At 40.0% G+C, this 25,604-nt stretch carries 26 protein-coding genes and 2 pseudogenes; 10 read left to right on the top strand and 18 right to left on the bottom strand.

Annotated features, from left to right (window positions below; all coding sequences use genetic code 11):
- Positions 1 to 19 precede the first annotated feature (19 nt).
- From F908_RS02825 to F908_RS02800, 6 genes are all read right to left on the bottom strand, one after another.
- Complete coding sequence (locus F908_RS02825) at positions 20 to 541, bottom strand: phosphatidylglycerophosphatase A family protein (RefSeq protein ID WP_005157038.1); 522 nt, start codon at positions 539 to 541, stop codon at positions 20 to 22.
- Positions 519 to 1,436, bottom strand: coding sequence for a thiamine-phosphate kinase (thiL, locus tag F908_RS02820; RefSeq protein ID WP_005157036.1), 918 nt, complete (start codon positions 1,434 to 1,436; stop codon positions 519 to 521). The genes F908_RS02825 and thiL overlap by 23 nt, the downstream gene beginning before the upstream one ends.
- Before the next feature lie 15 nt (positions 1,437 to 1,451).
- Positions 1,452 to 1,901 (bottom strand): transcription antitermination factor NusB, encoded by a 450-nt coding sequence (gene nusB / locus F908_RS02815; protein WP_004659763.1) that lies wholly within the window; start codon positions 1,899 to 1,901, stop codon positions 1,452 to 1,454.
- Positions 1,902 to 1,904: 3 nt separating this feature from the next.
- On the bottom strand, positions 1,905 to 2,375 hold the full coding sequence (gene ribE, locus F908_RS02810; RefSeq protein ID WP_004659764.1) for a 6,7-dimethyl-8-ribityllumazine synthase: 471 nt from the start codon (positions 2,373 to 2,375) through the stop codon (positions 1,905 to 1,907).
- A gap of 11 nt (positions 2,376 to 2,386) precedes the next feature.
- Positions 2,387 to 3,508, bottom strand: coding sequence for a bifunctional 3,4-dihydroxy-2-butanone-4-phosphate synthase/GTP cyclohydrolase II (gene ribBA / locus F908_RS02805; RefSeq protein ID WP_005157033.1), 1,122 nt, complete (start codon positions 3,506 to 3,508; stop codon positions 2,387 to 2,389).
- A gap of 210 nt (positions 3,509 to 3,718) precedes the next feature.
- Entirely contained in the window at positions 3,719 to 4,999 is a 1,281-nt protein-coding gene (locus tag F908_RS02800; RefSeq protein WP_005157031.1) for a hypothetical protein, read from the bottom strand.
- A 97-nt stretch (positions 5,000 to 5,096) separates the two neighbouring features.
- On the opposite strand from F908_RS02800, the gene serB reads away from it, so the two are divergent.
- The 3 genes from serB (at position 5,097) to F908_RS02785 (ending at position 7,707) form a co-directional block, all read left to right on the top strand.
- Entirely contained in the window at positions 5,097 to 6,317 is a 1,221-nt protein-coding gene (gene serB, locus F908_RS02795; RefSeq protein ID WP_005157023.1) for a phosphoserine phosphatase SerB, read from the top strand.
- A gap of 426 nt (positions 6,318 to 6,743) precedes the next feature.
- Entirely contained in the window at positions 6,744 to 7,079 is a 336-nt protein-coding gene (gene aciT / locus F908_RS02790; protein WP_005157022.1) for a ciprofloxacin tolerance protein AciT, read from the top strand.
- A 148-nt stretch (positions 7,080 to 7,227) separates the two neighbouring features.
- The gene (locus tag F908_RS02785) at positions 7,228 to 7,707 is read left to right on the top strand and encodes a hypothetical protein (protein ID WP_004659770.1); all 480 of its coding nucleotides are present in this window, start codon (positions 7,228 to 7,230) and stop codon (positions 7,705 to 7,707) included.
- Between the two features lie 49 nt (positions 7,708 to 7,756).
- Here F908_RS02785 and dtd read toward each other — a convergent pair whose 3' ends face one another.
- Positions 7,757 to 8,197, bottom strand: a complete 441-nt coding sequence (dtd, locus tag F908_RS02780; RefSeq protein ID WP_005157019.1) for a D-aminoacyl-tRNA deacylase — start codon at positions 8,195 to 8,197, stop codon at positions 7,757 to 7,759.
- A gap of 151 nt (positions 8,198 to 8,348) precedes the next feature.
- Here dtd and pncB point away from each other — a divergent pair, with 151 nt between their 5' ends.
- The 3 genes from pncB to asd all read left to right on the top strand — a co-directional run bounded on the left by pncB (position 8,349) and on the right by asd (position 11,352).
- Positions 8,349 to 9,554, top strand: a complete 1,206-nt coding sequence (gene pncB / locus F908_RS02775; protein ID WP_005157017.1) for a nicotinate phosphoribosyltransferase — start codon at positions 8,349 to 8,351, stop codon at positions 9,552 to 9,554.
- Between the two features lie 101 nt (positions 9,555 to 9,655).
- Positions 9,656 to 10,504, top strand: a complete 849-nt coding sequence (locus F908_RS02770) for a sulfurtransferase (protein ID WP_005157008.1) — start codon at positions 9,656 to 9,658, stop codon at positions 10,502 to 10,504.
- Positions 10,501 to 11,352, top strand: a complete 852-nt coding sequence (gene asd, locus F908_RS02765) for an archaetidylserine decarboxylase (protein ID WP_005157005.1) — start codon at positions 10,501 to 10,503, stop codon at positions 11,350 to 11,352. The genes F908_RS02770 and asd overlap by 4 nt, the downstream gene beginning before the upstream one ends.
- Positions 11,353 to 11,441: 89 nt before the next feature.
- Here asd and F908_RS02760 read toward each other — a convergent pair whose 3' ends face one another.
- Positions 11,442 to 12,119: a hypothetical protein gene (locus tag F908_RS02760; protein WP_005157002.1), complete on the bottom strand. Its 678-nt coding sequence runs from the start codon at positions 12,117 to 12,119 to the stop codon at positions 11,442 to 11,444.
- Between the two features lie 422 nt (positions 12,120 to 12,541).
- Positions 12,542 to 12,871 (bottom strand): annotated as a pseudogene (locus F908_RS02755) (LysR substrate-binding domain-containing protein); the annotation flags it as partial.
- On the opposite strand from F908_RS02755, the pseudogene F908_RS16430 reads away from it, so the two are divergent.
- Positions 12,860 to 13,006: pseudogene (locus tag F908_RS16430) on the top strand (chlorhexidine efflux transporter); the annotation flags it as partial. The pseudogenes F908_RS02755 and F908_RS16430 sit on opposite strands and share 12 nt — an antisense overlap.
- Before the next feature lie 137 nt (positions 13,007 to 13,143).
- Here F908_RS16430 and F908_RS02750 read toward each other — a convergent pair.
- The 4 genes from F908_RS02750 to F908_RS02735 form a co-directional block, all read right to left on the bottom strand.
- Entirely contained in the window at positions 13,144 to 13,608 is a 465-nt protein-coding gene (locus F908_RS02750) for a DUF2147 domain-containing protein (protein WP_005156997.1), read from the bottom strand.
- A gap of 122 nt (positions 13,609 to 13,730) precedes the next feature.
- Entirely contained in the window at positions 13,731 to 15,089 is a 1,359-nt protein-coding gene (gene phoR / locus F908_RS02745) for a phosphate regulon sensor histidine kinase PhoR (RefSeq protein WP_004659791.1), read from the bottom strand.
- Positions 15,090 to 15,097: 8 nt separating this feature from the next.
- Positions 15,098 to 15,808, bottom strand: coding sequence for a phosphate regulon transcriptional regulator PhoB (gene phoB / locus F908_RS02740; protein WP_004659793.1), 711 nt, complete (start codon positions 15,806 to 15,808; stop codon positions 15,098 to 15,100).
- Between the two features lie 250 nt (positions 15,809 to 16,058).
- The gene (locus F908_RS02735) at positions 16,059 to 16,736 is read right to left on the bottom strand and encodes a TetR/AcrR family transcriptional regulator (protein WP_005156994.1); all 678 of its coding nucleotides are present in this window, start codon (positions 16,734 to 16,736) and stop codon (positions 16,059 to 16,061) included.
- A 305-nt stretch (positions 16,737 to 17,041) separates the two neighbouring features.
- On the opposite strand from F908_RS02735, the gene F908_RS02730 reads away from it, so the two are divergent.
- Positions 17,042 to 17,869, top strand: a complete 828-nt coding sequence (locus tag F908_RS02730; protein ID WP_005156992.1) for an SDR family NAD(P)-dependent oxidoreductase — start codon at positions 17,042 to 17,044, stop codon at positions 17,867 to 17,869.
- 69 nt (positions 17,870 to 17,938) lie between these two features.
- Here the strand turns inward: F908_RS02730 and F908_RS02725 are convergent, their stop codons facing one another.
- Both F908_RS02725 and F908_RS02720 read right to left on the bottom strand, forming a co-directional pair.
- Positions 17,939 to 19,306, bottom strand: coding sequence for an MATE family efflux transporter (locus F908_RS02725; RefSeq protein ID WP_005156990.1), 1,368 nt, complete (start codon positions 19,304 to 19,306; stop codon positions 17,939 to 17,941).
- A gap of 98 nt (positions 19,307 to 19,404) precedes the next feature.
- A complete protein-coding gene (locus F908_RS02720) occupies positions 19,405 to 20,559 on the bottom strand; it encodes a methionine aminotransferase (RefSeq protein ID WP_005156988.1) in 1,155 nt (384 codons plus the stop codon).
- Between the two features lie 318 nt (positions 20,560 to 20,877).
- On the opposite strand from F908_RS02720, the gene F908_RS02715 reads away from it, so the two are divergent.
- Entirely contained in the window at positions 20,878 to 21,327 is a 450-nt protein-coding gene (locus F908_RS02715; RefSeq protein WP_005156986.1) for a hypothetical protein, read from the top strand.
- A 37-nt stretch (positions 21,328 to 21,364) separates the two neighbouring features.
- Here the strand turns inward: F908_RS02715 and F908_RS02710 are convergent, their stop codons facing one another.
- Genes F908_RS02710 through F908_RS02700 form a run of 3 tightly spaced genes read right to left on the bottom strand, consistent with a single transcriptional unit; the run spans position 21,365 to position 23,828 of the window.
- Positions 21,365 to 22,672: a DUF445 domain-containing protein gene (locus F908_RS02710; RefSeq protein ID WP_005156984.1), complete on the bottom strand. Its 1,308-nt coding sequence runs from the start codon at positions 22,670 to 22,672 to the stop codon at positions 21,365 to 21,367.
- Positions 22,673 to 22,690: 18 nt separating this feature from the next.
- Positions 22,691 to 23,248 (bottom strand): CC0125/CC1285 family lipoprotein, encoded by a 558-nt coding sequence (locus tag F908_RS02705; RefSeq protein WP_004659808.1) that lies wholly within the window; start codon positions 23,246 to 23,248, stop codon positions 22,691 to 22,693.
- Between the two features lie 40 nt (positions 23,249 to 23,288).
- Positions 23,289 to 23,828 carry a DUF924 family protein gene (locus F908_RS02700; RefSeq protein WP_005156982.1) on the bottom strand — a complete coding sequence of 180 codons (540 nt, stop codon included), beginning with the start codon at positions 23,826 to 23,828 and terminating at the stop codon, positions 23,289 to 23,291.
- 192 nt (positions 23,829 to 24,020) lie between these two features.
- Between F908_RS02700 and gshA the strand changes: the two genes are divergently transcribed.
- Positions 24,021 to 25,598 carry a glutamate--cysteine ligase gene (gene gshA, locus F908_RS02695; protein WP_005156979.1) on the top strand — a complete coding sequence of 526 codons (1,578 nt, stop codon included), beginning with the start codon at positions 24,021 to 24,023 and terminating at the stop codon, positions 25,596 to 25,598.
- Positions 25,599 to 25,604: the final 6 nt, after the last annotated feature.

The following is a 25,604-nucleotide window of genomic DNA, read 5'->3' as shown; positions in this document are numbered from 1 at the left end:
CTAACTCTAATTCAATGGCTTAAGTCAAAAAATAAAAAAGAATAATAAAAATACAAAGCGCAGCCCAAAGACCTGCAATGATGTCATCAAGCATAATCCCTAGACCACCAGTAACTTTTTGGTCTGCCCAACTAATCGGAAATGGTTTCCAGATGTCAAATATACGGAAAAAAATAAAACCGACAATGACCCATAACCAATTTAATTGCTGTAGATAGAGCAAGGGTAGGAGCGTAATAGATTGTCCTGCAAATTCATCCCACACAATTCGACCATCATCGTGTACATGAATGACTTTCGCTGTTTGCCCACAGATGTATATGCCCACCAAAGACATGATCAGAATGGCAATCAAGCTGCCATAGAAACCTAATTGTAGCCACAATGGCACAAACAGCAGGGCAAAGGCTGAACCGAATGTTCCAGGCGCTTTGGGCGCTAGGCCAGAACCAAATCCAACCCCGCAGAAAACGATGCAGCGATCGAACCAAGTCATCTGTTTGAAGTGAATGGGAGGCTTATGCAAAATGTTGGTATCCATGAATTTGTAGTGGGTAATTTTCACCCATATACTCAAATAACAATCCAGTTTGTTGGGTAATTTTGCCAATTATTGTAAGCGGAACATCTAATTGTTGTCGCGACAGTTTTTCAAAATTTTGAGGTGATATTGTAAAACATAATTCGTAATCATCACCACCTGCAAGCGCATAATGCCAAGCTTGTCTCAAATCTAATTCTTTTAGTGACTGATCTATCGGAAGTTGCTCAAGCTGTAATGTTGCACCTACTTTTGAGGCGTTCAGAATATGTCCTAAATCTTGTGCGAGTCCATCTGAGACATCAATCATACTTGAGGCTAAACCTTTTAGCTGTTGCCCCAAATTACAACGAGGTGTTGGATAATCTAAGCGTTGTTGTAGAGGATGTCCTAAGTGTTTTAATCCAAACGCGGCATCACCAATCTGTCCACTAATACAGACATAGTCGCCGACTTGTGCACCAGCACGCGTGATGGCTTGACCTTGTTCAATCCAGCCCAGTGCCGTGACCGTGATGGTCAGTTGGGTACTTTGAGTAGTATCGCCACCGATTAGGCTAACACCAAATTGATCGCAACAATCAAAAAGACCCTGACTAAATCCAGCCAACCAGTCATGATCAACGGTAGGGAGGCTGAGTGCGAGTAAAATACTATGGGGTTTTGCACCCATTGCGGCGAGATCAGATAAATTGACCGCGACACTTTTCCAGCCAATGGCATGGGCAGAGGTATCTAAGGGAAAATGTCGACCAGCAACCAATGTATCTGCACAGATCACGAGTTGTTGTGAGGGAGGAGGGGTAACAATGGCTGAGTCATCACCGATACCTAAACTGACATCAGATTTTGATGTACGTTTAAAGTACCGCTCAATAATTGAAAACTCAGCCATGCAACATCAAGCCTATTATTTTGCTTGTTGTTTTTCAGCTTCACGAAGCTTTGATGAAAGACGGTCTAATACACCATTGATGTATTTATGGCTGTCTGCACCACCAAAGTGTTTTGCTAGCTCAATTGCTTCATCAAGTACAACGCGGTATGGAACTTCGAGATGATCTCGTAATTCATAAGCACCAAGTCGTAAGGTTGCAAGTTCTACACCATCTAGTGCAGTTAACTCACGATCAAGTACAGGGATGAGTAACTCATCTAAAGCTTCATGTTGAGCAACCACTTGAGTGAGCAATTCATGGTAATAGTTAAGGTCAACTTTGTGCATTGCATTTTCAACACGGGTACGTGCTTCAATTTCATGGACAGGGTTATGACTCATTTGCCATTCATAAATCCCTTGTACAGCAAAACGACGTGCTTTGCGTTTCGCTGCATAAGCGGCCTGAAGTGTTTGCGACATGCTTTAAATTGCCTTTAATAAGTTAACCATTTCGATTGCAGTCAATGCAGCTTCGCTACCTTTGTTTCCTGCTTTCGTACCTGAACGTTCGATTGCCTGTTCAATGCTGTCTGTCGTTAAGACACCATTGATCACAGGCATTGTGCTTTCAAGTGCAACTACACCTAAACCTTTCGCACATTCACCTGCAACAAAATCAAAATGTGGTGTACTACCACGGATCACTGCACCGAGTGCAATGATGGCATCAAATTTGTTTGAAGCCGCTAATTTTTTTGCAACGATAGGAAGTTCCCACGCACCTGGTGCGTGAATAACAGTAATCGCATCTTCTGAAACGCCATGACGTTTTAAAGTGTCGATCGCGCCTTCAAGTAAATGTTCAACTACGAAGCTGTTGAAACGTCCTACTAAGATCGCATAACGACCTTCGCTTGCGAGATGTAATAAACCTTCAATTCGGCGAATTGCCATAGCAACCTCGATTATTTTGCTGTGATTTGATCGGCAGTGATATATTCCACTACCTCTAAATGAAATCCTGATAAAGCATTGAAACGAAGTGGAGAACTCAACAACTTCATTTTCTCAACACCAAGATCACGTAAAATTTGTGCACCGACACCAATTGTTTGATATTGCTGGGAAAGGGCAGCATTGGATTTCAATGGCTTTGGCTGATTCAGGTGATGAATGGCATGACCTAAATCTTCCAAGTGATCTTGTCCAATCCAAACCAATACACCACGGTCACTTGCAGCAATCGTTTTCATTGCAAGATCAAGATTCCACGCTGCCGAACCATCGGCCTTATTTAATTTTAATAAGTCGCGAACAGGATTAAAACCATGTACACGAACAGTGGTGATGCCTTGTTTTGGTTCGCCTTTTACCAAAGCTAAATGGATATCTGGATTACCAATTTCACGATATTTATACAGTTCAAATGTACCGTATTCAGTATCAATGGTTTCTTGAGACAAACGTTCAACAGTTTGTTCATTGGTCATGCGGTAATGGATCAGATCCGCAATTGTACCGATTTTTAAACCATGTTTTTCTGCAAAAACTTCTAAGTCTGGACGGCGTGCCATGGTACCGTCTTCATTAATAATTTCACAGATAACAGAGGCAGGCTCTAGACCTGCTAAACGGGTGAGGTCGCACCCTGCTTCCGTATGACCTGCACGGTGCAATACACCGCCTGGTTGAGCCATCAATGGGAAAATATGACCAGGTTGAACGATATCGCTTGGTTTAGCATGTGCTGCAACTGCGGTGCGAATTGTATGCGCGCGTTCAGCAGCGGAGATACCCGTACTGATTCCTTCGGCTGCTTCAATTGACAGCGTGAAGTTAGTGGCATGTTGTGCACCGTTTTGATCTACCATTAGCGGTAAATTAAGCTGTTTACAGCGATCACGACTCAAAGTTAGGCAAACTAGGCCGCGCGCATGCGTAATCATGAAGTTAATATCTTCAGGGCGAACATGCGTTGCAGCGATGACCAAGTCACCTTCATTTTCACGATCTTCATCATCCATCAGGATGACCATTTTGCCTGCACGAATATCTGCGACAAGCTCTTCAACACGACTCAGCGGCATTCGCTTTCACCTTTTATGCTGCCTTTTAGGGCACTAGTATTCGATAAATCTGGTGTAGTTTACCGTATTTTAATAAATTTCGCCTGTGCTTCTTTATCAATTAAAAAAGTGAATCAAGCAAATAATAAAGCAACGCTTTATCCTAATGAGCATTTATAGCCCTGTAAGGGAGCGTTGCATTTTGAATTTGAACCGATACATTCGATCGAGCTAAGATTCAGTCGAAGCTTTTACTTTTTTACCCATCAAAATTTCAGTGCGCAGGTTTTGTGCCACGGTGGCACATTGCTCATTCATGCCATTAATCATAAAGGCATGACGAGTCATAATACTACTCGGATTGGGCATCACAACTAATTCATAACTGTTTTGAACCGTTTTGAGTTGCTCATGATTGAGGTGTAAAGCTGCTTCCTTGGCTTGTAAGTGTTGAGTTAAGCGCTTGGCTGCCTCAATCGCATCTAATTGCATCGCGTCTACAGCACTAGCAACAGCACCGCGTGTTTGTAGTGCAAAACGTTTATCTTCACGATAACGCTTATATAAAACATCTGCCAATAACTGGAAAACAGCACCAATCATCATCAGACATTCTAATGCATGGGGATGTTCTGATGTCGTCGACAAGGTTGCGCCTTCAGCATTAAATTCTTGAACGACGTTCATTTGTGCAGCGTCGAGTTGGTAATGCTTCGCACAGAGATCAATGCTTTTATCCAAGAATAATTGACAGAGTTTAAAATAAGGCACAGAAACGGATTGGTTGACACTGCTCAACAGTTGTTTTGGATCATAAAACTGGATATTCAGTGCGACGGTTTGATGATCTAAATTGACTTGTTGATCTGTTGTTGAAGCTTTTTCAATACGTGATTTTGGTTGAGCTTTTGCCTGTTGCTGTGCTTGTGCAACTAACGTGACTGTATTTTGCTTCTCAAGTGCGAGAGCCTGAGTTAAACGTTGAATTTCATGTTTAAGATGATTTTCTTGGTTAATACGAGCTAAATATTCACTACGGGTTGGACGTGCAATGGCACGATACGCCAACCAGATCAACCCATGAATAAATAAAGATGCCAAAATCGCCAGCCACTGCGTGCGTAAGATTTCACCAATACTTGGTTGGATAAGCGTAATTTCAACCGTTCCAACTTTCTTTTCATTTTGTAGTGCATCTCGAACAAAGACTTCACCTTGACGCGTCTTTGCCATACCACTGGTTGCAAGGACTTGTTTATTGGCATCGAGGATACGAATGGATGCGACACTTGGGTTGGTTGCATAACGGTTGGCCACCAGTGCCAATGAGACCGTGTTGGCAGGTTCCAGTTCTGAAAGGCTATCTGCCACAAGCTGACTGGTCATCAGTTGTCCCTGACTGGTGCGGTTTTCATTGAGTTGATGTGTCGTTGCAATCACCAGTAAAAAGGTATGCAGTGCAAAACTTACGATCAGCAGGCTAGCAAATAGCCCTTGGCGTGGCGCATTCAAGTTAAACTTCCAAGATAAATAAGAGTCAAATAGATTCAGGTCAGGTTATGTTATGATTCTTACATACAATAGTTGTCGCTCAAACACGAGTCAATTCATGCGTGAAATCATTCTTATATCCTTTTTAGGACCAGATCAACCGAATCAGTTTACTCGATTAATGCAGGTACTTTCCGTGCATTCTTTGCAAATACTCGATGTGGGTCAGGCTGTTATCCATAATCAACTCACTTTAGGAATTGTTGTTGCTTCGGATAATGAGACTGCAACAGCATTAGCAATGAAAGAGATTTTGATTTTAGCACATGATATTGGCTTAACTGTGCGATTTAAACCAATCTCCAACGCAGAATATGATCAATGGGTGAGTGAAGGTGGGCGTACCCGTTATATCGTGACGGCACTTGCACCAGAGCTTACCGCTGCGCATTTGCAGGCAGTCACTAAAATTGTATCGAGTCAGGGCTTCAATATTGAAACAGTAACACGCTTATCTGGTCGTTTAGATCTCGATGGAGAAAGCCAATTTCCACGTCGTGCCTGTGTTCAGTTTGGTTTAAGTGGACAAATGTTGGATGCACAAGCGATGCGAGCTGCATGTTTGAGTTTGTCAGGTGAGCTGAATATTGATGTGGCGGTACAAGAAGATAATGCTTACCGTCGTAATCGTCGTTTGGTTTGTTTCGATATGGACTCAACCTTGATTGAACAAGAGGTGATTGATGAATTGGCGCTAGAAGCAGGTGTCGGTGAACAGGTCGCTGAAATTACTGAGCGTGCCATGCAAGGTGAACTCGATTTCCAACAAAGTTTTCGTGCACGTGTTGCATTATTAAAAGGCTTGGATGCTTCTGTATTACCTAAAATTGCAGAACGTTTAACCGTGACGGAAGGGGCGGAACGTTTAATCTCAACTCTGAAAGCATTGGGATATAAAACGGCAATCTTATCGGGTGGTTTCCAGTATTTTGCTGAATATTTACAAGCAAAGCTCGGTATTGATGAGGTACATGCCAATATTTTAGATGTACAAGACGGGTTGGTGACAGGTGAAGTCAAAGGTGCGATCGTGGATGGCGCACGTAAGGCTGAATTATTGCGTCAATTGGCAGACAAAATGGGAATCTCATTAGAGCAGGCGATGGCTGTTGGTGATGGTGCTAATGATCTACCAATGCTATCAATCGCAGGTTTAGGCGTGGCGTTCCGCGCTAAACCACTGGTGCGTCAAAATGCCAATCAGGCAATTTCAAGTGTCGGTCTGGATGGTGTCTTGTACTTGCTAGGAATGCATGACAAGGACCTGAACCGTGCTTAAAGACGGATTGTTCTAAAAATGCCCAAATTGTTTAAGCTTTATCCAATGCCGTTTTTCAAGCGGCATTTTTTATTTTAAATACGTCACAATTCCGTCATATTTATGTCTAAATGTATAGAAAAACAACGATAAAAAAATTCTGAAAAAAGTTTCTGAATGATTAAAAAGATCGATATTTTTTTGTAATGACACGCCGTAATTGATGCTATATAGCACTTTGAGACTTTTGTAATTTTAAAAAATGTAATGACAAAAGCATATTGCGACACCTTGTGTCGTATGGTTAATTTCAAGCTCTTTTTTTCTATAAAAAACCCTCCATAATGCATAAAGACGTTAATGCAACACCGAATATTGTTTAGAGATTACAGAACAAATATGAGGTTTGGACACGATCCAAACCACTTTTTAAAGACGGAGGTTTCTATGGAAGCAGCGAATTTCACCATGTGGGTTGGATTTGGCTTAATCGCTGTCGCAGTTATTGCTGTTTTCTTTTCTCCTTATCGTCGTTGGTTAGGCTTTATGCTAGCGGGTATGTTGAGTTGGGGATTATTAGAAGCGGTGCGCTTTGGTATGCAAACCATGTTCGAAATGTCGGTCGCCTATAGTTATTTGACAGCCTTAAGCCTTGCGATGGTAACGGTTACATTCATACTTTTACGTGAAGACAAACAAACACAAAAGCAATTGGCGAAACGTCAGTATATTGAACATACGCCAGTCTATAAGGATGACCAACAACAATGTTCTAGCCGATAATTTATAATAATTTGAACTACATCAAAGGCATGCTCAGCATGCCTTTTTTGTGCTAACTTTCTGCAACAAAGCTTTTACAGACCTATCGACAATTGTGCTAGGATACGGTTGTCTTAATTTTCATCATTATACTGTAGGCATAAATGTCATGAAGCTTTCTTCTTTACCTGTGATTCAGTTACCGATCGTTGATGTAAGCACTGATCCACTTGATCTATTAGTGGCAGGTTTGGCGTTACGTATGAAGCAATTGGCACGTACAAGCCCAAAGTTTATTGAATTGGTTCATGATCGTGAATTTCGTATTCAAATTGGTACAGATTTAGGTTTGGCACGCCAGATTATTGTGAACCGTGGCAAAATTGATACGGTTGCGGGTAGTCCTGAAAAAGCTGATTTTATTTTGCAATTTGCTTCAAGTGAGCAAGGCGTAAAAACTTTGGTGAAGGGTGATCCAACTGCATTCATGACAGGTATGCAAGATGGCAGCATTAAAATGGAAGGTGACTTCAGCTTGTTAGTTTGGTTTAACCAAGCAGCTAAATTGATTCCACCGAAAGTGCCAAAACCAGTAAAAGAAAAAATTCGCCAAGCACGTGCATTTATTAAAGAAAAAACAGGTAAATAAACCAACCTGAAAGAAAACTCCCTAAAAGGGAGTTTTTTTTATGTCTCATTTATTCAATTTCTAAATTAAAAGTCACAGGCCCATCATTAATTAAATGAACTTTCATATCAGCAGCAAAAATACCTGTTTGGACATGAGCAAATTGTTGACGTGCATACTCAACCAATTGCTCATACAAAGCTTTCGCTTCGGCTGGCGGCATGGCAGGTCCAAAGTCAGGGCGTAAGCCTTTTTGTGTTTGCGCCATCAAAGTAAATTGTGAAACCAATAAAAGTCCACCCTGAGCTTGGCTTAGATTCCACCCCATTTTGCCTTGTTCATCATCAAATATTCGATATTTTAAAATCTTATCAATGAGCTTTTGTCCTTGCTCTAAAGTATCGCTTTTACCTAGACCTAAGAATACGAGTAAGCCGTGCTGAATTTCGCCAGTGGTTTGACCCTCAACCACGACTTTCGCTTCTAAAACTCGTTGAATTAATGCGCGCATAAGATTAAAAAATAGGTGAAATAGAGTGAGGCAGTGTAACAGACACCGCATATAAAAATGAGTTGTGCAGCAAAAGTCTACTATTCAATCCCAGCCATTTGGTTGTATAAGAATAGCTATTATGCAAAAGAATCGGTTATAACCATCCGCTATGTCTGCCATTATTCGATCTTTACTCGACACTGACTTATATAAATTCACCATGCTACAAGTGGTGCTGCATCAATTTCCACAGACGCATAGCGTGTATTTATTTCGCTGTCGAAACTTAGAAGATACGGTTTATCCTTTGGTTGAGATTCTAGAAGATCTAAATCATCAGCTTGATTTACTCTGTGAATTGCGTTTTGCTGAAGATGAGTTGCAATATCTTCGTTCTTTACGTTTCATCAAAAGTGATTTTGTTGATTACCTTGAATTATTCCAGCTAAAAAGACGTTTTATCCAAGCCAGTATTGATGAATCAGGTCGGTTAGATATTCGGATTGAAGGGCCGATGGTTCAGGCCATGATGTTTGAGATTTTTGTATTGGCGATCGTCAATGAGTTGTATTTCCGCCGCATCCGTACCGATGAGGTCTGGGTTGAGGGTGAGCGCCGATTACAGCACAAGTTGGTCCAACTGCAACACTATGCCCAGCTACAGCAGGACAATGATCCGCCATTTTTGGTTTCAGATTTTGGTACTCGCCGCCGTTATAGTTTTGACTGGCAAAAGCATGTAGTGCAGGCGTTTCATGAGGCTGCACCGCAAGTGTTTCGTGGCACCAGCAACGTACTATTGGCGAAAGAGTTGGGTATTAGCCCGATTGGAACCATGGCACATGAGTTTTTACAAGCGTTTCAAGCTTTAGATGTCCGATTACGTAATTTTCAAAAAGCGGCTCTAGAAGCATGGGTGCAAGAATATCGTGGCGATTTAGGCATTGCTTTGACCGATGTGGTTGGAATGGATGCGTTCCTGCGTGATTTTGACCTGTATTTTGCCAAGCTGTTTGATGGCTTACGTCATGACAGTGGCGATCCCTATGAATGGGGGGATAAAGCGTATGCGCACTACCGCAAATTAAAGATTGATACCAAAACCAAAATGCTGACCTTTAGTGATGGTCTCAATTTAGAAAAAGCATGGCTATTGCATCAATATTTTAAAGATCGTTTTCAAGTCAGTTTTGGTATTGGGACGAATCTGACCAATGATATGGGGCAAAAACCTCTAAATATTGTATTGAAGTTAGTTGAGTGTAATGGTCAATCGGTGGCCAAAATTTCCGATAGTTCGGGCAAAACCATGACTGACAATGAAACTTTCCTTGCATATTTAAGACAGGTGTTTGAGATCGAAGAGGTCAGCTAATCTATAGCTGATTTTCTGCTAATTGAAAGCAAAAAATCAGACAAAGATAAAAAGTCGGCTATGTTAAAATTGATTCAATGCGGATAGAAAATAGCATAAAAATGACTGATGTAGATTTTAAACTGGGTTTACTGATTGAGCCTGAAGAACTTGTACCTTATTTAGGACATGAGCTGATTCGTGTCGTTGATTTAAGCCGAGCATCGGTTTATGAACAATTGCATATTCCCCATGCCATTCATTTACAGCCTAAATTCTTGGTTGCACAGCATGAACAAGCGAATGGTGTATTACCTGATTTAGCAGGTTTACAAGCTCTCGTCGAAAAATTAAATATTTCATCTCAACATCATATTGTCGTTTATGACGATGAAGGTGGTGCGTGGGCAGGGCGTTTAATCTGGAATTTACATTGTCTTGGTTTTAACCGCACCAGTTTGATTAATGGTGGTATTCATGGCTGGTTAGGTGCAGGTTTACCAACCACGTCTGAAGTTGAACCATATAAACCTGTTGCAGAGTTAGTTGCTATTGATGAGCAGGCAGTACAACAGCATCGTATTGAATATGATGAACTCCTCAATGAAGTCAATCATAAGAATATTCAACTTTGGGACTGCCGTACCATAGATGAATATACGGGTTTACGTCTTGCTGCGCGACGTGGTGGTCACATCCCAAATGCTTTGCATTTTGAATGGAGTACTGCCCTAAATCGTGAAAATCATCTAAAATTACACCCGCTTGAACGCACTCAACAACGTTTGGAACAATTAGGCTTTAATTTACAACAACCTGTGGTGGTGTATTGTCAGTCACATCACCGTTCGGGCTTGGCGTATATCTTGGCAAAATTACTCAATTGGCAAGTGAGAGCCTACGATGGTGCGTGGAGTGAATGGGGCAATCGCCTCGATAGTCCTATTATTTCAGGGGAGTCACCATCTTGAGTTTTTCAGCAGACCTAAAAAAACAACTTTTTATCAAAGCACAAAACTTAGTACCTCAACATCAACTGAGCCGTGTTATCGGCAAAGTGGCAGCCAGTGAAAATGTTTTGGTAAAAACTGCTGTGATTCAGGCATTCAAAGCGAAATACGGCATTGACATGAGCATTGCTGAGCAGACTAATCCGAATCAATATAAATCATTTAATGAGTTCTTCACCCGTGCATTGAAGGAAGGTGTACGCGGTGTGGACGAGCGTGCAGATAGTATTGTTTGTCCTGCAGATGGTGCAATTTCTCAGTTGGGTAAGATCGAGGCAGGTGATATTTTCCAAGCCAAAGGTCAAAGTTTTTCTGTAGAGAAATTGATTGGTGATCCGCAACTTGCAAAGCCATTTGTAGATGGTCAGTTTGCAACTGTTTATTTATCACCAAAAGATTATCACCGTGTACATATGCCATTTGCAGGTACATTGACTGAAACTTTATACATTCCAGGAGAGTTGTTCTCAGTTAATCAAACGACTGCTGAAAATGTACCAGGTTTGTTTGCGCGTAATGAGCGGATGGTATGTTTGTTTGATACAGAACTTGGTCGTATGGCGGTGGTTTTAGTTGGTGCGATGATTGTGGCTGGGATTGAAACTGTTGCAACAGGTAAGGTAAAACCTTCAGGTAAAGTTGAATTACAGCATCATCAAATGCAGTTAGATAAAGGTGCTGAGTTAGGTCGTTTCTACTTAGGTTCTACTGCTGTGGTTTTATTTGAAAAAGATAAAATGGTGTGGGAAGAGCAGTTTAAAGCCAATTCTACTGTAGTGATGGGTGAGCGTTTAGGTCACTCGGTTTAATTTAGAGTTGAGTTTAAAAAGCCCCTAGATAGGGGCTTTTTGTTTTACGTATTTCGCATAAGGCGTATTATGTTGGTTTTAGAAAATATTTAAAATAAAAACTTATAGAAAAATTCTTTTTCATCACTTATCTTTAAGTTTAATCGGTTATCCAAGAGAGCTTCTTTAACCAAGTCAATTATTATTAAGACCTCATCAAAAAATCGCTTTGAATTAATTTTAGAGCAGTAAATACTTAATTCATTTTCAAAAACACCATTCCAATCAGTTGATGGAAATTCAATGGTTGTTGCTAATGTCGGTTCAAGTCTAAGAATAGTATGATATTGTCCTGCATATTGCGCACGACTAGTCAAACTCCCATCATGGATTAGTCCATTCCTTAGAGCCAATAAATATTGGATAGTTTTTTCATCATATGTATGCAAATCTAGAATCTGTTTTATTCCATTTTTTAATGATTTATTTGGATCATTAACAATACTACCCAACTGATCTAAAATCATAAAACAACCAAGTAATGGTGTATAAGTTCTAGTTCGATTATTATTGTAAGAAGCTCTAATATTTTCTACTAAATCATGCAAGCTTGTACTAACTTTACGATTTTTAAGTTTAGTTACATTCCAGTTCACATTCAAATAAGTATAAACTAATTCATGAATTGATAACTCCTCTAATTTTTTATTAGAAAAATATTCATTAATTTGGTGAGGCATGGCATTTTTGAAGTCATTAAATGAGTTTACTCTATTGGTATTAGACATAATAGTTCGCCAAATTAAAAAAATATATTACTATTATTTATAAAAAATTACTGATTAATTTAACACAATTGGCACTATGTGAAATGCTTTGATCTTATTTTATTAAGATCGATATCCTATTCGTTTTTTAAATCTCAATAGCCTGTAGAGAGGTCGATTTGAAAAAAATTATATTCTCTCTAAGAAATTTTGATATGTTTTGCCGAGCTCTAATCGTATCTGTACGTTTTTTCTTACACCAATTCCAGTCAATGACCCATATTCGTACCGATCCAAATCACCTAATATCAACTCATCAGGAACAGGAAGTTCCAAAACATAAAACAAGAATGATAAGTTTGAGCATCAGGACGTGAGGTAGAACAGGAGTTATACCTAAAGTGCGAAATACGAAAAAGCCCGACAGGATGTCGGGCTTTTTTTTATTCGATTTGAATTTGTTTTGCCCAAAACTCAATAAGAAATTGCAGAGATTGGCTGAGCGGTTTGTAGCTTGGCCAAATCGCATGAATTGGCATATCTAACCGATTGGTCGTATCACTAAATGCTAAACGAACTAAACTTTGCTGGTTAAAATGCGCTTTCACAACAGAAAGGGGAAAATTTCCCCAGCCCAATCCTTGCTCGACCATCTGAATTGCCATCGACAAATTATCAGTCATCCAATAAGTTTCAGAAACCAGAATGCGTGGATCGGGTAAAGCATAATGTTTACTCGCCACAATAACTTGTCTAGGATCATGCAGATCAGTTTAATAAAAGCATTTTTGTTAGATTTAAGCCTGATGGTTCTGATACCTTGTTATACCTTTGTTTATAATTATCTTTTCGACCATATTTTTGATTTACCCAGTCATTTGGTAGAGTCGAAACCTGTATCTGTTTAAGTCATTCCTTCATTTGAAATGTATTTTTATCTATGTGTTATTGATCTCAAAATCAAAGAATTATTTGAAAAAAGAGCGTATTTATATACGCTCTTTTTGATGGATTTTTAATCTAATTTGAAGGAAAGATTTCAAATTTAGAGACGAATCCACGTCATATTTCTAAACGTATTATTATTCGGGTTTTTCGCATTTATTGTGAGCATTTTACCTGTTTTGCTTAAACGCGCATTCAAAGTATATTTATATCCATCATAAGGATTGATCCATACACCTTGTCCAAACTCTTCATTTAGATTCAGCATTTTAAGATTACTCAGTACTTCCATACCAATAATCGGCTGATTTTTTAAAGCACCAGTACAAGGGGTGCATAGTGTAGGAATCGCCTCTTTGCCTTGAGGGTACATTTTCACAATGACAGCACTGTATTGTTCAGTTTTAGAATTACGTCTGATCACAATATCAGATAGATAAGAACCACTCCGTTCATCTACCACTTTCCAAGTACCGATCAATGGATCAGTAGGCATGGCGATTGCTGAAAATGAACTACTTAAGCCTAGGAGAAAGGCGAAACTACGAAAGAAATGAGAATTCATAAAATATATTACGTCTAAAGAGAAATGTGTGAGCGGTGAAATTAATCAAAATATTATTATATTATTATTGTAATTAAATTGTAATATCAAATATTTAGGGAGCAATTTTAGCTCCCTCTATTTTAACCTATACGATACAAACGTTCTTTGGGAAAGACAGCGGTAAAGGTTGAGCCTTCGTTTTCTTTGGAGCTAATTTCTAAATGGGCGCCATGTTGCATTAACACATGTTTGACAATTGCTAAGCCTAAACCTGTCCCCCCTGTCTGACGGCTACGTGCGCTGTCAACACGATAGAAGCGCTCAGTTAAACGGGGTAGATGTTTTGGATTAATGCCAATCCCATTATCTTGTACGGTAAAGTAAGCGTGATCGCCATCTTCATGCCAGCCAATCGTAATAATGCCACCTTTCGGTGTGTATTTAATTGCATTGGTGATTAAATTACTAAACGCACTGGCAATTTCCATATCAGAGCCGATTAAATCACAATGACTGTCGATATCTAAATTTAAAGTATGACCATAATCGAGATTATAAGCACGCGCATCATCAAATAATTGATTCATCAAATTTGCCATGTCAATAATTTGATTTTTAGCAACTTTTTTATTGTTCTCTAAATTGGATAAAAGCAATAAATCATTCACCAATGCATTCATGCGTTTGGTTTGTGATTGCATTTGAGTGAAAGCGCGTTTCCAGCGAGGAGTAATGTCATCTTGATCGATAAATGTTTCGATATAACCACTCAATACGGTGAGCGGTGTACGTAATTCATGAGAAATGTTGTCCACGAAGTCTTTACGCATTTGTTCAAGATTATGTACGCGAGTAGTGTCATATGCCACCAATAAGCGGCTTTCACCACCAAAACGAGTTAACTTGACTTGCACATATCGGTCTTCGTCCATTTGAGCCTGTAAACGGATACCATCAGGTGCTTGATCGATATGATTAAAATATTCAATAAAGCTGGGTTGACGCAAAATAGCCAGTAAATTACGTCCGCGATCCAAAGGATTGATACCTAATAACTTTTCGGCAGCGGGGTTCCACCATTCAATCTGATGTTGGTCATCAATCAAAACGACAGCTTCCGCCAATGCAACCAGAGATGATTGAGCACGATCAATCAAACCTACCATTTCGGCTTGAACGATACGTTCTTGTCGCTGCGCTCGATAGACATTAAATAATAATGCACCCCAAATACCGCTTAGATTTGGGGGAACATCATAGGGACGATTTGAGATCCACTCATTGACTAAATACAGTGAGCGCAGTTGGAGTATAAAAAAAACGACAAACGCGACAAAAATACAGCTCCAAAAGTATCCAACCCCGAATCCAATTAAGCTCGCAATCAATAAGAAAAAAAGTAGCAGTCTTAGATCTTGTTTTGCAAACGTCCATAAATTGCTGTGACGGAAACGTTGATGTTCACGTGCCAGTTCAGGGACGGGATAAGGTTCATACATAAAGGATTTTAACCTGCTGCTAAATCAGCTCGTGTAGAAAAACGATAGCCTGTGCCACGTACTGTTTGTACAAAACGATCTACGCCAAAAGGTTCTAAGACTTTGCGTAAACGTCGGATATGCACGTCAATGGTACGATCTTCGATATAGACATTACCGCCCCAAACTTGATCCAGTAATTGTGCACGTGTATACGCACGTTCAGGGTGCGTCATAAAGAAAGCCAATAAACGATATTCGGTTGGACCCATATCGAGAATACTGTTACCAAAGCTCACACGCTGACTGACTGGATCAAGCATTAAGCCATTAGCATCAATGACTTTTTCGCCACTGAGTGCATTTGCACGACGCAATACAGCTTTGATACGAGAAACCAATTCACGTGTAGAGAATGGTTTGGTCATGTAATCATCTGCACCCGCATCTAGCCCTTGCACTTTATGGTCTTCTTCACCACGTGCTGTCAGCATGATGACAGGAATTTCAGCTAAGTTTTCATCACGTTTGAGACGACGGCATAGATCTACACCACTGACACCACCCGGTAGCATCCAATCCAGCAAAATAAGAGCAGGACGCTGATCGACGATAATCTGATGCGCTTGTTTTGCATCCTCAGCTTGTAAACATTGGAAGCCTGCCATATCCAAAGAGGTATGGATCATTTCGCGGATCGGTAGCTCATCATCGACAATTAAAATATAGTCATCTTTCACTGCGCAATACCCTTAAAATCTGTAACGGTGAACCGTTTTGTTGTTATGACAGGCTTATTACAAAGATTAATTATGACAATATCATTGCAAAAGAGTTAATAAAGTCGAATTTAGCAATAAATTGTGACAATTCTAAGGCAGAGTAGTGACCAAATAATGACAAGTTGTTTGCAAATAAAATAAATGAATTCATTTGGTTAATACCATCGAAACCTTTTTATTTTGTTCGTCACAAAACTGTAAAACGATTTTAATTTTTTTGTGAGGTGGTTTCAATAAATGATAAAAACACAGCACAACAAGCAGATAACACATCTTCTAAAGGCTGTTTAAAACCTTCGGAAACCCAACGAATAATAATATGCGTCACATATCCATTTAAACCTGTTGCCATTAATGAAACTTCTTCATCACTTTGTGGCACATTTGGCATGGTAATCATCATGAATGCTTGAATAATACGATCAAATTGGGTCAAAGTTTCCTGAATCGTGGCTTGATTATGCAGGTCTTGAACCAACATGGCATCGATATAAATAATTCGTGCCATACGAGGGTCATCTTTAATTGCACTTAATAATGCGGATAAACCTGCCGTGACCATATTCTTAGGTTCAGGTGCAGCCATGAGCACAGCTTGGGTTAAACAATTTTGCATTTTGCCAATCATTTTTAAGAATACCGTTTGGAAAAGTTCCTCACTTTTCTTAAATGATTCATAAAAATAACGCTCAGTCAGCTTCGCCTCATTACAGACATCTTTGACAGTGACCGAAAAAAAACCCTGTGTACCATAGGTCGCAATGCCTGCTTCAATCAATTTTTCGCGGCGAGCTTCTTTGCGTTCAGTTAAAGAGAGACCTTTAAACTGGCGCTCTTTCGCTTCGGTATTATTTTTCTTGCGTGTCGCTAGATCTTCAGTTGCCATGGAAAAACCGTTCCCTAAAAAGTCTTTAAATCGTATGTCTAAGATTTATTTGCATTTTAAACAGGTCTTGCGAATTTATAATAACTAAATTTCGTAAAACTTATTTCATCGTGTCTAAACATCTTACGTCATGAAATGTAAATAGACCTAATATGACAAGCAATATGTTGGTTATTGCCATTTGTCTTAAAGCTGTAGTGTACTATATTGACAACCCGTATTGTCAAAATTATATTGGTTATAGCTTAAACTGCACATGATCAAGACAAATGTGTGCATATCATTCGAAATACAAAGGATAGGCAATGAAAAATTTTAAAAATAAAGTCGCAGCGATCACAGGTGCAGGTTCTGGGATTGGACAGCAATTGGCAATTTTATTGGCTAAACAAGGTTGCCATTTGTCATTGAGTGATATCAATGAGAAAGGATTAGCGCAAACTGTTGAGTTGGTAAAACAAAATCCAATCAAAGTAACGACCAAAGTTCTTGATGTTTCAAACCGTGAAGCGGTGAAGCAATGGGCGCAAGAAACTGTTCAAGATCATGGCTCAGTGAATATGATTTTTAATAACGCAGGTGTGGCACTTGGCTCAACTGTTGAAGGCGCAAGTTATGAAGATTTAGAGTGGATCGTCGGAATTAACTTCTGGGGCGTGGTTTACGGCACCAAAGAATTTTTACCATTCATTAAGCAAACCAAAGATGGTCATATCATCAATATCTCAAGTATTTTTGGTTTAACTTCGCAACCAACACAATCTGCATACAATGCAACAAAATTTGCGGTACGTGGTTTTACTGAATCATTACGTCAAGAACTTGATATTGAAAAGAGTGGCGTAAGTTCTCTTTGTGTACACCCAGGTGGTATCCGTACCAATATCGCAAAAGCGGCGAAAATGAATGACAGTTTAAAGAGCTTGGGCATGGATCCAAACAAATCGATCAAGCAGTTTGATAAATTCTTACGTACACCGCCAGAAGAAGCTGCACGTCAGATTTTAAATGCAGTGTTGAAAGATAAACGCCGTCTGTTAATTGGAACAGATGCGCGTATTGTGGATTCTTTCCAGCGTTTATTCCCAACGGGTTATCAACGTCTTGCAGCGATTGCAACGAAAATGATGTAAGTCTTGGCATCATGATAGAAAAAGCCATTCTTAGAGAATGGCTTTTTTATTTGAGGATCAAAGAAATTTTTAAATAAGGACTTTGATCTTGGTTTTCTTCCAAACGAACTGATAATAAGAGGCTTGTAATACACATAAGCACACAAAAGAAAGCGCGTAAGCAGTCCAAATGCCCGTTAAGCCCCATAACGAACTAAACCAATAGGCACAAGGAACTTCAATTAAAATAATAGTGAGAATATTAATCATCATTGGTACATTGACGGTTCCACTAGCTCGCATGATTGAAGCAAAAATAGCGCTCGCACCGAAGAATAAAATTGACCATAACACAATAAATAAGAGCTGCTGCCCAAGTTCAATGACGCTGTGATCGGTAATAAATAGAGCCATTAAATATTTGGAAAATAAGTAGGCTAAAGTGATCAAACTGCCCGTGAATATGACATTCATTCCCAAAGCGGTTCGTGTGACTTTGGCTAATAGTTCGGGTTTGCCTGCACCAATCGCTTGAGCGGCAAAAATAGAAGCCGCAATTGAAATAGAGAGGGCTGGAAATTGAATGTAGTTCAGAACTTGATTGACTGCGCCATATGCGGCAGTTGCGTGTGCGCCATAACGATTAACCAAACCAATAATGACTAAGCCTGCCAATGAAGTTGTCACCATTTGGATGCCTGTTGGGATACCAAGCTTTAAGATTAGTTTGCTTAGGTTGCTATCGTGACGAATACTTTTCAATAGACGGGCATCTATTTTCAGTGGATGGTTCTTATAATTGAGATAGAAGCTCAGAAAAATAAGGACTGCGGCATATCCCATGATTGTTGCAACAGCAGGCGCGACAATGCCTAGAGCAGGGAATCCAAAATAGCCTTTGAGCAAAACAGGCGTGACCGTCAAACCAATCAGACTGGTTAGGCTCAATGCAATTAGAGGGGTAACACTATCACCGACACCGCGTAAAATCGAAGTATAAATAATATAGACAAACAATAATGGACTACCCACCAGCATCCATCGAACATAGGGCAGAGAGAGGTGCATGACTTTAGGATCTGTACCTAATAATTGCAAAATATGCTCGGCAAAGCTCCAACCTAAAACAGCAATAATGCTGCCACCAATCAAGGTCATAAATAGGGTAGAGCCAATCACACTTCTGACTTTTTCAAGATTTTGCGCACCCCATGCCTGTCCAATCAGTACAGTCGTTCCCGCGGAGATCCCGATCACAAATGCCAATAAAAAGAAAAGAATTGGGAAGAATACAGACACCGCAGCAATCGCATCTACTCCCATCATTTGTCCGACAAAGATGGTATTAATCGTTCCTGATAAGTTCTGTAAAATGTTGGTGGCAATCAAGGGAACCAGAAAAACAAAAAATGTTTTCCAGAGATTGGGTTGCATGACCAAAGGTTGGCGGGGTGTCATTCTATTTCCTTCACGCTTCGCCCAGAAACGTTTCTATTTTTCCACCATACCATCATCGGTCATATTGACGTCATGATTGTTCGGTTTATTTTTGTTGATCAACACTCTGCAAGGATTGCTCCTGCACGTTGTAAAGTCTGATCAGTTTTGGCAAAGCAGAATCGAATCAGGCGTAGTGACTCGGGCGCTTGTTGATAAAAAACGGAAATAGGAATCGCGACAATTTTGTGTTGCTCTGCGAGGAATTGGCACATTTCCACATCATTCAAGTCAGGGCGAATCGCACTATAATCGAGATTTTGGAAATAAGTGCCTTGTGATGGAATAAATTGCAAACGTGAGTTTTGAATTTGGGTATTAAAAAGATCCCGTTTTGCCTGATAAAAGTTCGGGAGTTCCTGAACGTGCTCAGGATGTTGCTGCATATAGTTCGCTAATGCTATTTGGCAAGGTGTGGTGCCGCAGAAATTGGCAAATTGATATATTTGACGAAACAAACGCATTAAATGTGGTGCTGCAACGCAATAACCCGTTTTCCAACCTGTGACATGATAACTTTTGCCAAAAGAACCGATTACATAACTGCGTTCACGTAATTCGGGGAATTGCAGTGCACTAAAATGTTTTTGTCCATCAAAAACGAGATGTTCATAGACCTCATCAGAGAGCACAACGATATTTTTATCTTGAATGAGTTCAATCAGTTGATGCCAGTCTTGTTCTGACCAAATCGCACCAGTCGGATTATGCGGTGTATTGACGATAATCATGCGAGTTTTTGCATTGATACAATCTTTAACTTTTTGCCAATTCACCTGAAATGTTGGTACCTCTAAATGAATATGAACGGATTTCCCCCCTGCCAGTTGTACTGCAGGGGCATAGCTGTCATAGCTCGGGTCAAAAATAATAACTTCATCATCTGCATGGATACAGGCTTGAATGGCACAAAAAATCGCAATGGTTGCGCCAGGGGTAATGGTGATTTCGGTGACAGGATCGAGTTGCAGTTGATCTCGTTGTAAAAACTGTTTGGCCAGTTGTTCTCTGAGTACTAAAACACCATCTCCCGCAGGGTATTGGTTATAACCTGAAAGCGTGGCTTGGCTCAGCGCTTCAAGCAATGCAGGTGGAGCAGGGAAATCGGGGAAGCCTTGAGACAGATTCAGTGCATTCAGTCGTTGTGCGAGTTCAGTCATCACGCTAAAAATAGTCACGCCTTGGCTTGGAAGTTTTGACTGAAGCTGCAACATTGTTTTTAACCTGATTGACGTTTTGTTTTGCCGTGATTGTATAGTGAAAAGTGATGCCTGACCAAGTTATTGTGATTAAGGTAAATGTTGAATTTTGCCGTTAATCGACTGAAAAAGGTGTCTTATGTCAGGAAAAAGCAGGTAATTGTGTCTGAATAAAAACAATAGTGACGGAATTGGTCATTTTTTATTGAAAATTGTCTAAAAAATTGTTGTTTTTCATGATGATACGCTATTTTAGTTGCTGCTGTAAAGCGCTATAATTTCTATCGAGGGGTTCAATTAAATACCAATTATCGTGAAATGGGACATAGAGTAATGGACAGTTTCGATCTAAAAATACGCTACCCACATCATATTGATTTAAAAGATGTAGAGCAGCTTGAGGCACTGAATACCATTGGGGTATTAACTCGTTTTGATAAAATGGGCTGGAAAAAACAATTAAGCCGTTGGCTGCAGCTTGATGGTGCTAGCCCAACGTTTACCATTACCGATGAAAAGACAGAACAGACCATAGAAATCGTATTGAATACCTACGGATCATCTCAGGAACTTAACTTTATCGTCAAGACAGACATTCCAGTGGTTGTCCCTAAAAAACAAATATTTGGATTAGTTACACGACAGGCGAAAGAAAAAGTTCATTTTAAACAACTTTCATTGGTACAAGTGAAAGCCTATCTAACTGCATTTTTAAAACAAGATACAGATACTTTGATTCGTTATTATCAAGAAAGTAAACAGCAACTGGCGCAATCTGCATAACGATGAGGAGCAAATTCCCCCATCGTTCTGTTGCTATTTACAAAACATTTTCAACAATGGCACGAATGATACCCAGCGCCAAACCAATAAACGCCCCGACAATCACGCCATTGACACGGATCATGTGTAAGTCACCACCGACCTCACTTTCGATTTTGGCAATCATTTCGCGTGAATCCCACTCGTGGATACGTTCGCTGATATAACGGATGATCTTGTCGCTGTATTGCTCACTGAAATTAGTCGCTAAGCCGACCATTTTCTCATTCAATACTTGACGTACTTTTTCATTCTGAATCAGGCTTTCACCAAGCTGTTGTAATGCCGCCTGTAAATTCGTTGCAATACCAGAATCTGCCTGCATTAAATCCGTTTTAATCGCATCACATAAAATTGCCACAGCACCACTAATAAAGTTCAGCACCTGTGGACTGTCCAGCACATCATCCTTGCTCTGATTTAAGCGCTTGCTGGCTTCACTGTTGCTGTCCGCAAGCTGCAACATCAGATTATGCGTGGTGGTTTCAATGTCCTGCCGCCACGGATGTTCAGGGTTGGCCAACATCGATTCAACTTTTTCAATCAGTGAGTCAATTGTCCGTTGTTGCACATCAATCCCAATCCAGCTTGCGCCTTTGGCTAGTTTCCAAACACCTAATTCTTGGAACAGTTTACGTGATAGATCTCGTGCCTTTTCAGGATGAGAGACCATCCACTCATGCGCCAGATCAAGACCGCGTTGTAATACGTCTTGATGGAAATCATTTTCCAAAACAGCACGTAACATTTCACTGGCGAGTTTATTGATTTTGGTACTGCGTACCCATTGCACACTATTGTTTTGCACAAAGTAGGCAATTTGATCTTGGCTCACAAATTCAAAAATTTTCGGTACAGTATGTTGAATCATCTGTACGACTTGTTGGTTATTTTGAGGGTTGGCTAGCCATTGACCGACGGCCAAACTGAGGTCAGCATTTTTTAAACTGCGTTCAACGATTTGAGGAGATAAAAAGTTTTCTTGTACAAAGCGGCCCATTGATTCTGCAATACGCGCTTTATTCCGTGGAATGATTTCGGTATGGTCACGCAATAGTTTGGGTAAAGGCATTTTTCCAAAAGGATTGCGGAAAAGTACAGTGACAGCGTACCAATCAGCCAGCCCACCAACTACACCTGCTTCCGCACCTAACATAAAAATATGAATGACCCATTTATATTCAGGTAAAAAATGCGCCGCGACCATTAAGCCAATCCATGCTACAACCGCAATGATCAATGCCATAGTGGCGAAGTACTTACTTCTTTGCAGGCTCGGTACGTGAATTTCTTCGACTGAATTCATTGAGTCATCCTTATCAATTTACTTTTTGTTTTGAGGTGGCGCAGGGGGCTGCAACACATCTCCTGTTGGACTCAATCCGTATTTTTGCCCTAATGATTGCAAAATGAGTTGCGCATCAAAAGCATCAGGTGATTGCTGCTGAGTCTGAAAACACTCGATAGTATACGACACTTGGATTGGATCAAGATTGACCACTTGAGGCATATCATAGAATGGGTCAGGCCAAAAGGCAGGATGTCGGCGATAATAACCATATGGGTAATAAGAGGGTGTCGGATAAATCACAGCTTGGCGTTGCGTTTTATGTCGTGCATTACTTGGATCATCAACAACGGTAAAATAACGGAAACCGTTTTTGACTGTAGTTTGTGCGGCTTTGAGTAAAGTAATTTCTTCTGCCGTACCATAACTCAAATTATTATCTGCCTGAAAACCGACACGGAACGTTTTATTGTTTAGTGGATAAGCGGTGAATTGACCCAGTTGATCGAAGGTTTTGGGTTTTGATGGAACAGTTGCACATCCTGCCAGTGTTAATGTAACAAGGAGAGGGGCACATATGAATAAAGATTTCATTTTGCAATTCCTATGTTCAATATCTCAGGGGACGAGAGACTTAAAAGCTGCTATTCGGTTGTGTTAAAAAGGTCAGTTCTTCAGGTGTCGAGCTTCGACCTAAGATGGCATTGCGATGTGGATAACGCCCAAAACGGTCAATAATCACTTTATGCTTTTTTTCAAAGCTCAAATTAATTTCGTTCCCTAAACGTTGGAACAGTTTTAAAGCAAACTCGTGCATTAATTTAGATTCACTATGCATAAATGGCATATATAAAAATGAGCGTTGTTCGGGATTCAGTTGAGCATCGAGTTGTAAACTAATTGCTTCTTGAGCAAGCATCAATGCCATGCTGTCATAGGCAAAAGCTTGCGCTTGATCACGGTATAAGTTGCGAGAAAATTGATCCAACACAATGATTTCGGCTAAACGACCCTCTGGTGTGTGTCGCCAAGACCAAAGCTCTGCTTGGATCGCTTGATGGTGAATTATTTGAAATTGGTCGCGAATTTTTGCATCAAACTCATCACTTTTGGCAAACCAAAGTGAACGATGCTCAGGGTCAAACCAGAAGTTAATAATGTCCTGTGCTTGCATAGTTCAGTGCTCATGAGAAGATTTATTTTTAATAAAATCACAATTTCAGCATGTCTTATATAACAAGATTGTGATAAAAATTGCCAAACTAAATCAGATGACTAGATCACAATTGTCGTTATAATTGGCAGAATAACCAAGTCGCGACCATTTATGTGGTTGGCTGATCTTAAATAAGCGAGCATATAAATTATGAATCAACCCAGCATACATTCTTCCTCTGTGATACCGACTTGTGTAGATGCTTCGCTATTAAAGGGGATGCTACGCGGCATTGAACGCGAAAGTTTACGTATGCAAAGCAATGGATTTTTATCACAAAAAAATCATCCTGAAGCTTTAGGTTCTGCACTAACACATCCGCATATTACGACAGATTATTCAGAAGCATTGATGGAGTTTATTACTACACCGAAAACAACCATCACGGCTGCATTAGATGAATTAAGAGATATTCATAGCGTGGTACATCAGCAGCTAGAAGAAGGCGAAAGATTATGGCCACTGTCCATGCCGTGTATGTTGGATGATAATGAAGAAAATATTCGATTAGCACAGTACGGCACTTCTAATATTGGCCGCTTTAAAACCTTATACCGTCATGGTTTAGGTGTACGTTATGGCCGCCGTATGCAAACCATTTCTGGCGTGCATTACAACTTATCTTTCCCGGATCAATTGTTTGCAGTATTGCAACAACATGAAACCAAGCCAGAATTAAAACAACTCAGTTTGCAGGATTATCGTAGCCATCGTTATTTTGGCCTGATTCGGAACTTTATCCGACTTACCCCTTTAGTGATGTATCTGTTGGGTGCAAGCCCATCGGTCTGCCGCTGTTTCCTAACAGGCCGTGAACATCATCTACAGCCACTGGTCAAGGGCACTCTCTATTTACCTGAGGCAACTGCCTTACGCATGGGGCGTTTGGGCTACCAAAATTCAGCACAAAAAGAATTGGGCATTCATTATAACGATCTACACGATTATCTTGATGGATTACAAAAAGCGGTACATACCCCTTATCCTGAATTTACCGATTTAGGTTTAAATGATGAACAGGGTGAGCCGATTCAAATCAATGATCACGTGCTCCAAATCGAAAATGAATACTACAGTCTAGTTCGTCCGAAACAAGTACCACAAGCAGGTGAAACCCCATCACAAGCATTGAAGAATCGTGGTGTTGGGTATGTAGAATTACGTGCCGTAGATGTGAACCCTTATAGTGCGATTGGAATTGATGAAATTTCAGCGGGTTTTCTTGAAAGTTTAGCATTGTATTGTTTATTAAATGACAGTCCTGATTTGTTTGCAGAAGAGCAAGAGCAAATTGATCATAATCAAACTGAAGTGGTCAATCGTGGACGTGCAGTAGATGCTAAAATTATAGAAGGTGAAACAATAGTTTCACTGCATGATTGGGCACAACGTCATTTAAATGCGATTCAAGACTGCGCTATTTTGTTAGATCAAATGGATGGTTCACAGTTATATTCTGAGGCAATCCAAGTGATGCAGCAGCGTTTAGATCATGTTGAAAATACCCTTTCCGCGCATGTGATTAAAGATACTTTGGATAATGGTGGGACATGGAGCTTTGGGAGTATCATGGCTCAACAACATGTCAATCATTATGAACAACATCAATTGAGTGCAGAAAGAGAACAATATTTTGCAGAATTAGCGCAAACATCGTTGCAAAAACAGGCGCAACTTGAACAAGATAACGACATCAGCTTTGAACAATATCTTGCGCAATACCGTTAAAATTTT

The sequence above is a fragment of the Acinetobacter sp. NIPH 284 genome (assembly GCF_000369425.1).
GTDB lineage: Bacteria > Pseudomonadota > Gammaproteobacteria > Pseudomonadales > Moraxellaceae > Acinetobacter.
This window is presented reverse-complemented; position numbering and strand designations above follow the sequence as displayed.

Bases quoted from the DNA above. Each gene is read 5' to 3' on its own strand.
- thiL (WP_005157036.1), bottom strand. From the start codon at position 1,436: ATGGCTGAGTTTTCAATTATTGAGCGGTACTTTAAACGTACATCAAAA.
- phoR (WP_004659791.1), bottom strand. From the start codon at position 15,089: ATGTATGAACCTTATCCCGTCCCTGAACTGGCACGTGAACATCAACGT.
- ribE (WP_004659764.1), bottom strand. From the start codon at position 2,375: ATGGCAATTCGCCGAATTGAAGGTTTATTACATCTCGCAAGCGAAGGT.
- F908_RS02735 (WP_005156994.1), bottom strand. From the start codon at position 16,736: ATGGCAACTGAAGATCTAGCGACACGCAAGAAAAATAATACCGAAGCG.
- F908_RS02760 (WP_005157002.1), bottom strand. From the start codon at position 12,119: ATGTCTAATACCAATAGAGTAAACTCATTTAATGACTTCAAAAATGCC.
- F908_RS02770 (WP_005157008.1), top strand. From the start codon at position 9,656: ATGACTGATGTAGATTTTAAACTGGGTTTACTGATTGAGCCTGAAGAA.
- aciT (WP_005157022.1), top strand. From the start codon at position 6,744: ATGGAAGCAGCGAATTTCACCATGTGGGTTGGATTTGGCTTAATCGCT.
- F908_RS02730 (WP_005156992.1), top strand. From the start codon at position 17,042: ATGAAAAATTTTAAAAATAAAGTCGCAGCGATCACAGGTGCAGGTTCT.
- F908_RS02705 (WP_004659808.1), bottom strand. From the start codon at position 23,248: ATGAAATCTTTATTCATATGTGCCCCTCTCCTTGTTACATTAACACTG.
- serB (WP_005157023.1), top strand. From the start codon at position 5,097: ATGCGTGAAATCATTCTTATATCCTTTTTAGGACCAGATCAACCGAAT.
- F908_RS02715 (WP_005156986.1), top strand. From the start codon at position 20,878: ATGGACAGTTTCGATCTAAAAATACGCTACCCACATCATATTGATTTA.
- F908_RS02825 (WP_005157038.1), bottom strand. From the start codon at position 541: ATGGATACCAACATTTTGCATAAGCCTCCCATTCACTTCAAACAGATG.
- ribBA (WP_005157033.1), bottom strand. From the start codon at position 3,508: ATGCCGCTGAGTCGTGTTGAAGAGCTTGTCGCAGATATTCGTGCAGGC.
- nusB (WP_004659763.1), bottom strand. From the start codon at position 1,901: ATGTCGCAAACACTTCAGGCCGCTTATGCAGCGAAACGCAAAGCACGT.
- F908_RS02750 (WP_005156997.1), bottom strand. From the start codon at position 13,608: ATGAATTCTCATTTCTTTCGTAGTTTCGCCTTTCTCCTAGGCTTAAGT.
- F908_RS02720 (WP_005156988.1), bottom strand. From the start codon at position 20,559: ATGTTGCAGCTTCAGTCAAAACTTCCAAGCCAAGGCGTGACTATTTTT.
- F908_RS02725 (WP_005156990.1), bottom strand. From the start codon at position 19,306: ATGACACCCCGCCAACCTTTGGTCATGCAACCCAATCTCTGGAAAACA.
- pncB (WP_005157017.1), top strand. From the start codon at position 8,349: ATGTCTGCCATTATTCGATCTTTACTCGACACTGACTTATATAAATTC.
- dtd (WP_005157019.1), bottom strand. From the start codon at position 8,197: ATGCGCGCATTAATTCAACGAGTTTTAGAAGCGAAAGTCGTGGTTGAG.
- F908_RS02700 (WP_005156982.1), bottom strand. From the start codon at position 23,828: ATGCAAGCACAGGACATTATTAACTTCTGGTTTGACCCTGAGCATCGT.
- F908_RS02710 (WP_005156984.1), bottom strand. From the start codon at position 22,672: ATGAATTCAGTCGAAGAAATTCACGTACCGAGCCTGCAAAGAAGTAAG.
- gshA (WP_005156979.1), top strand. From the start codon at position 24,021: ATGAATCAACCCAGCATACATTCTTCCTCTGTGATACCGACTTGTGTA.
- F908_RS02785 (WP_004659770.1), top strand. From the start codon at position 7,228: ATGAAGCTTTCTTCTTTACCTGTGATTCAGTTACCGATCGTTGATGTA.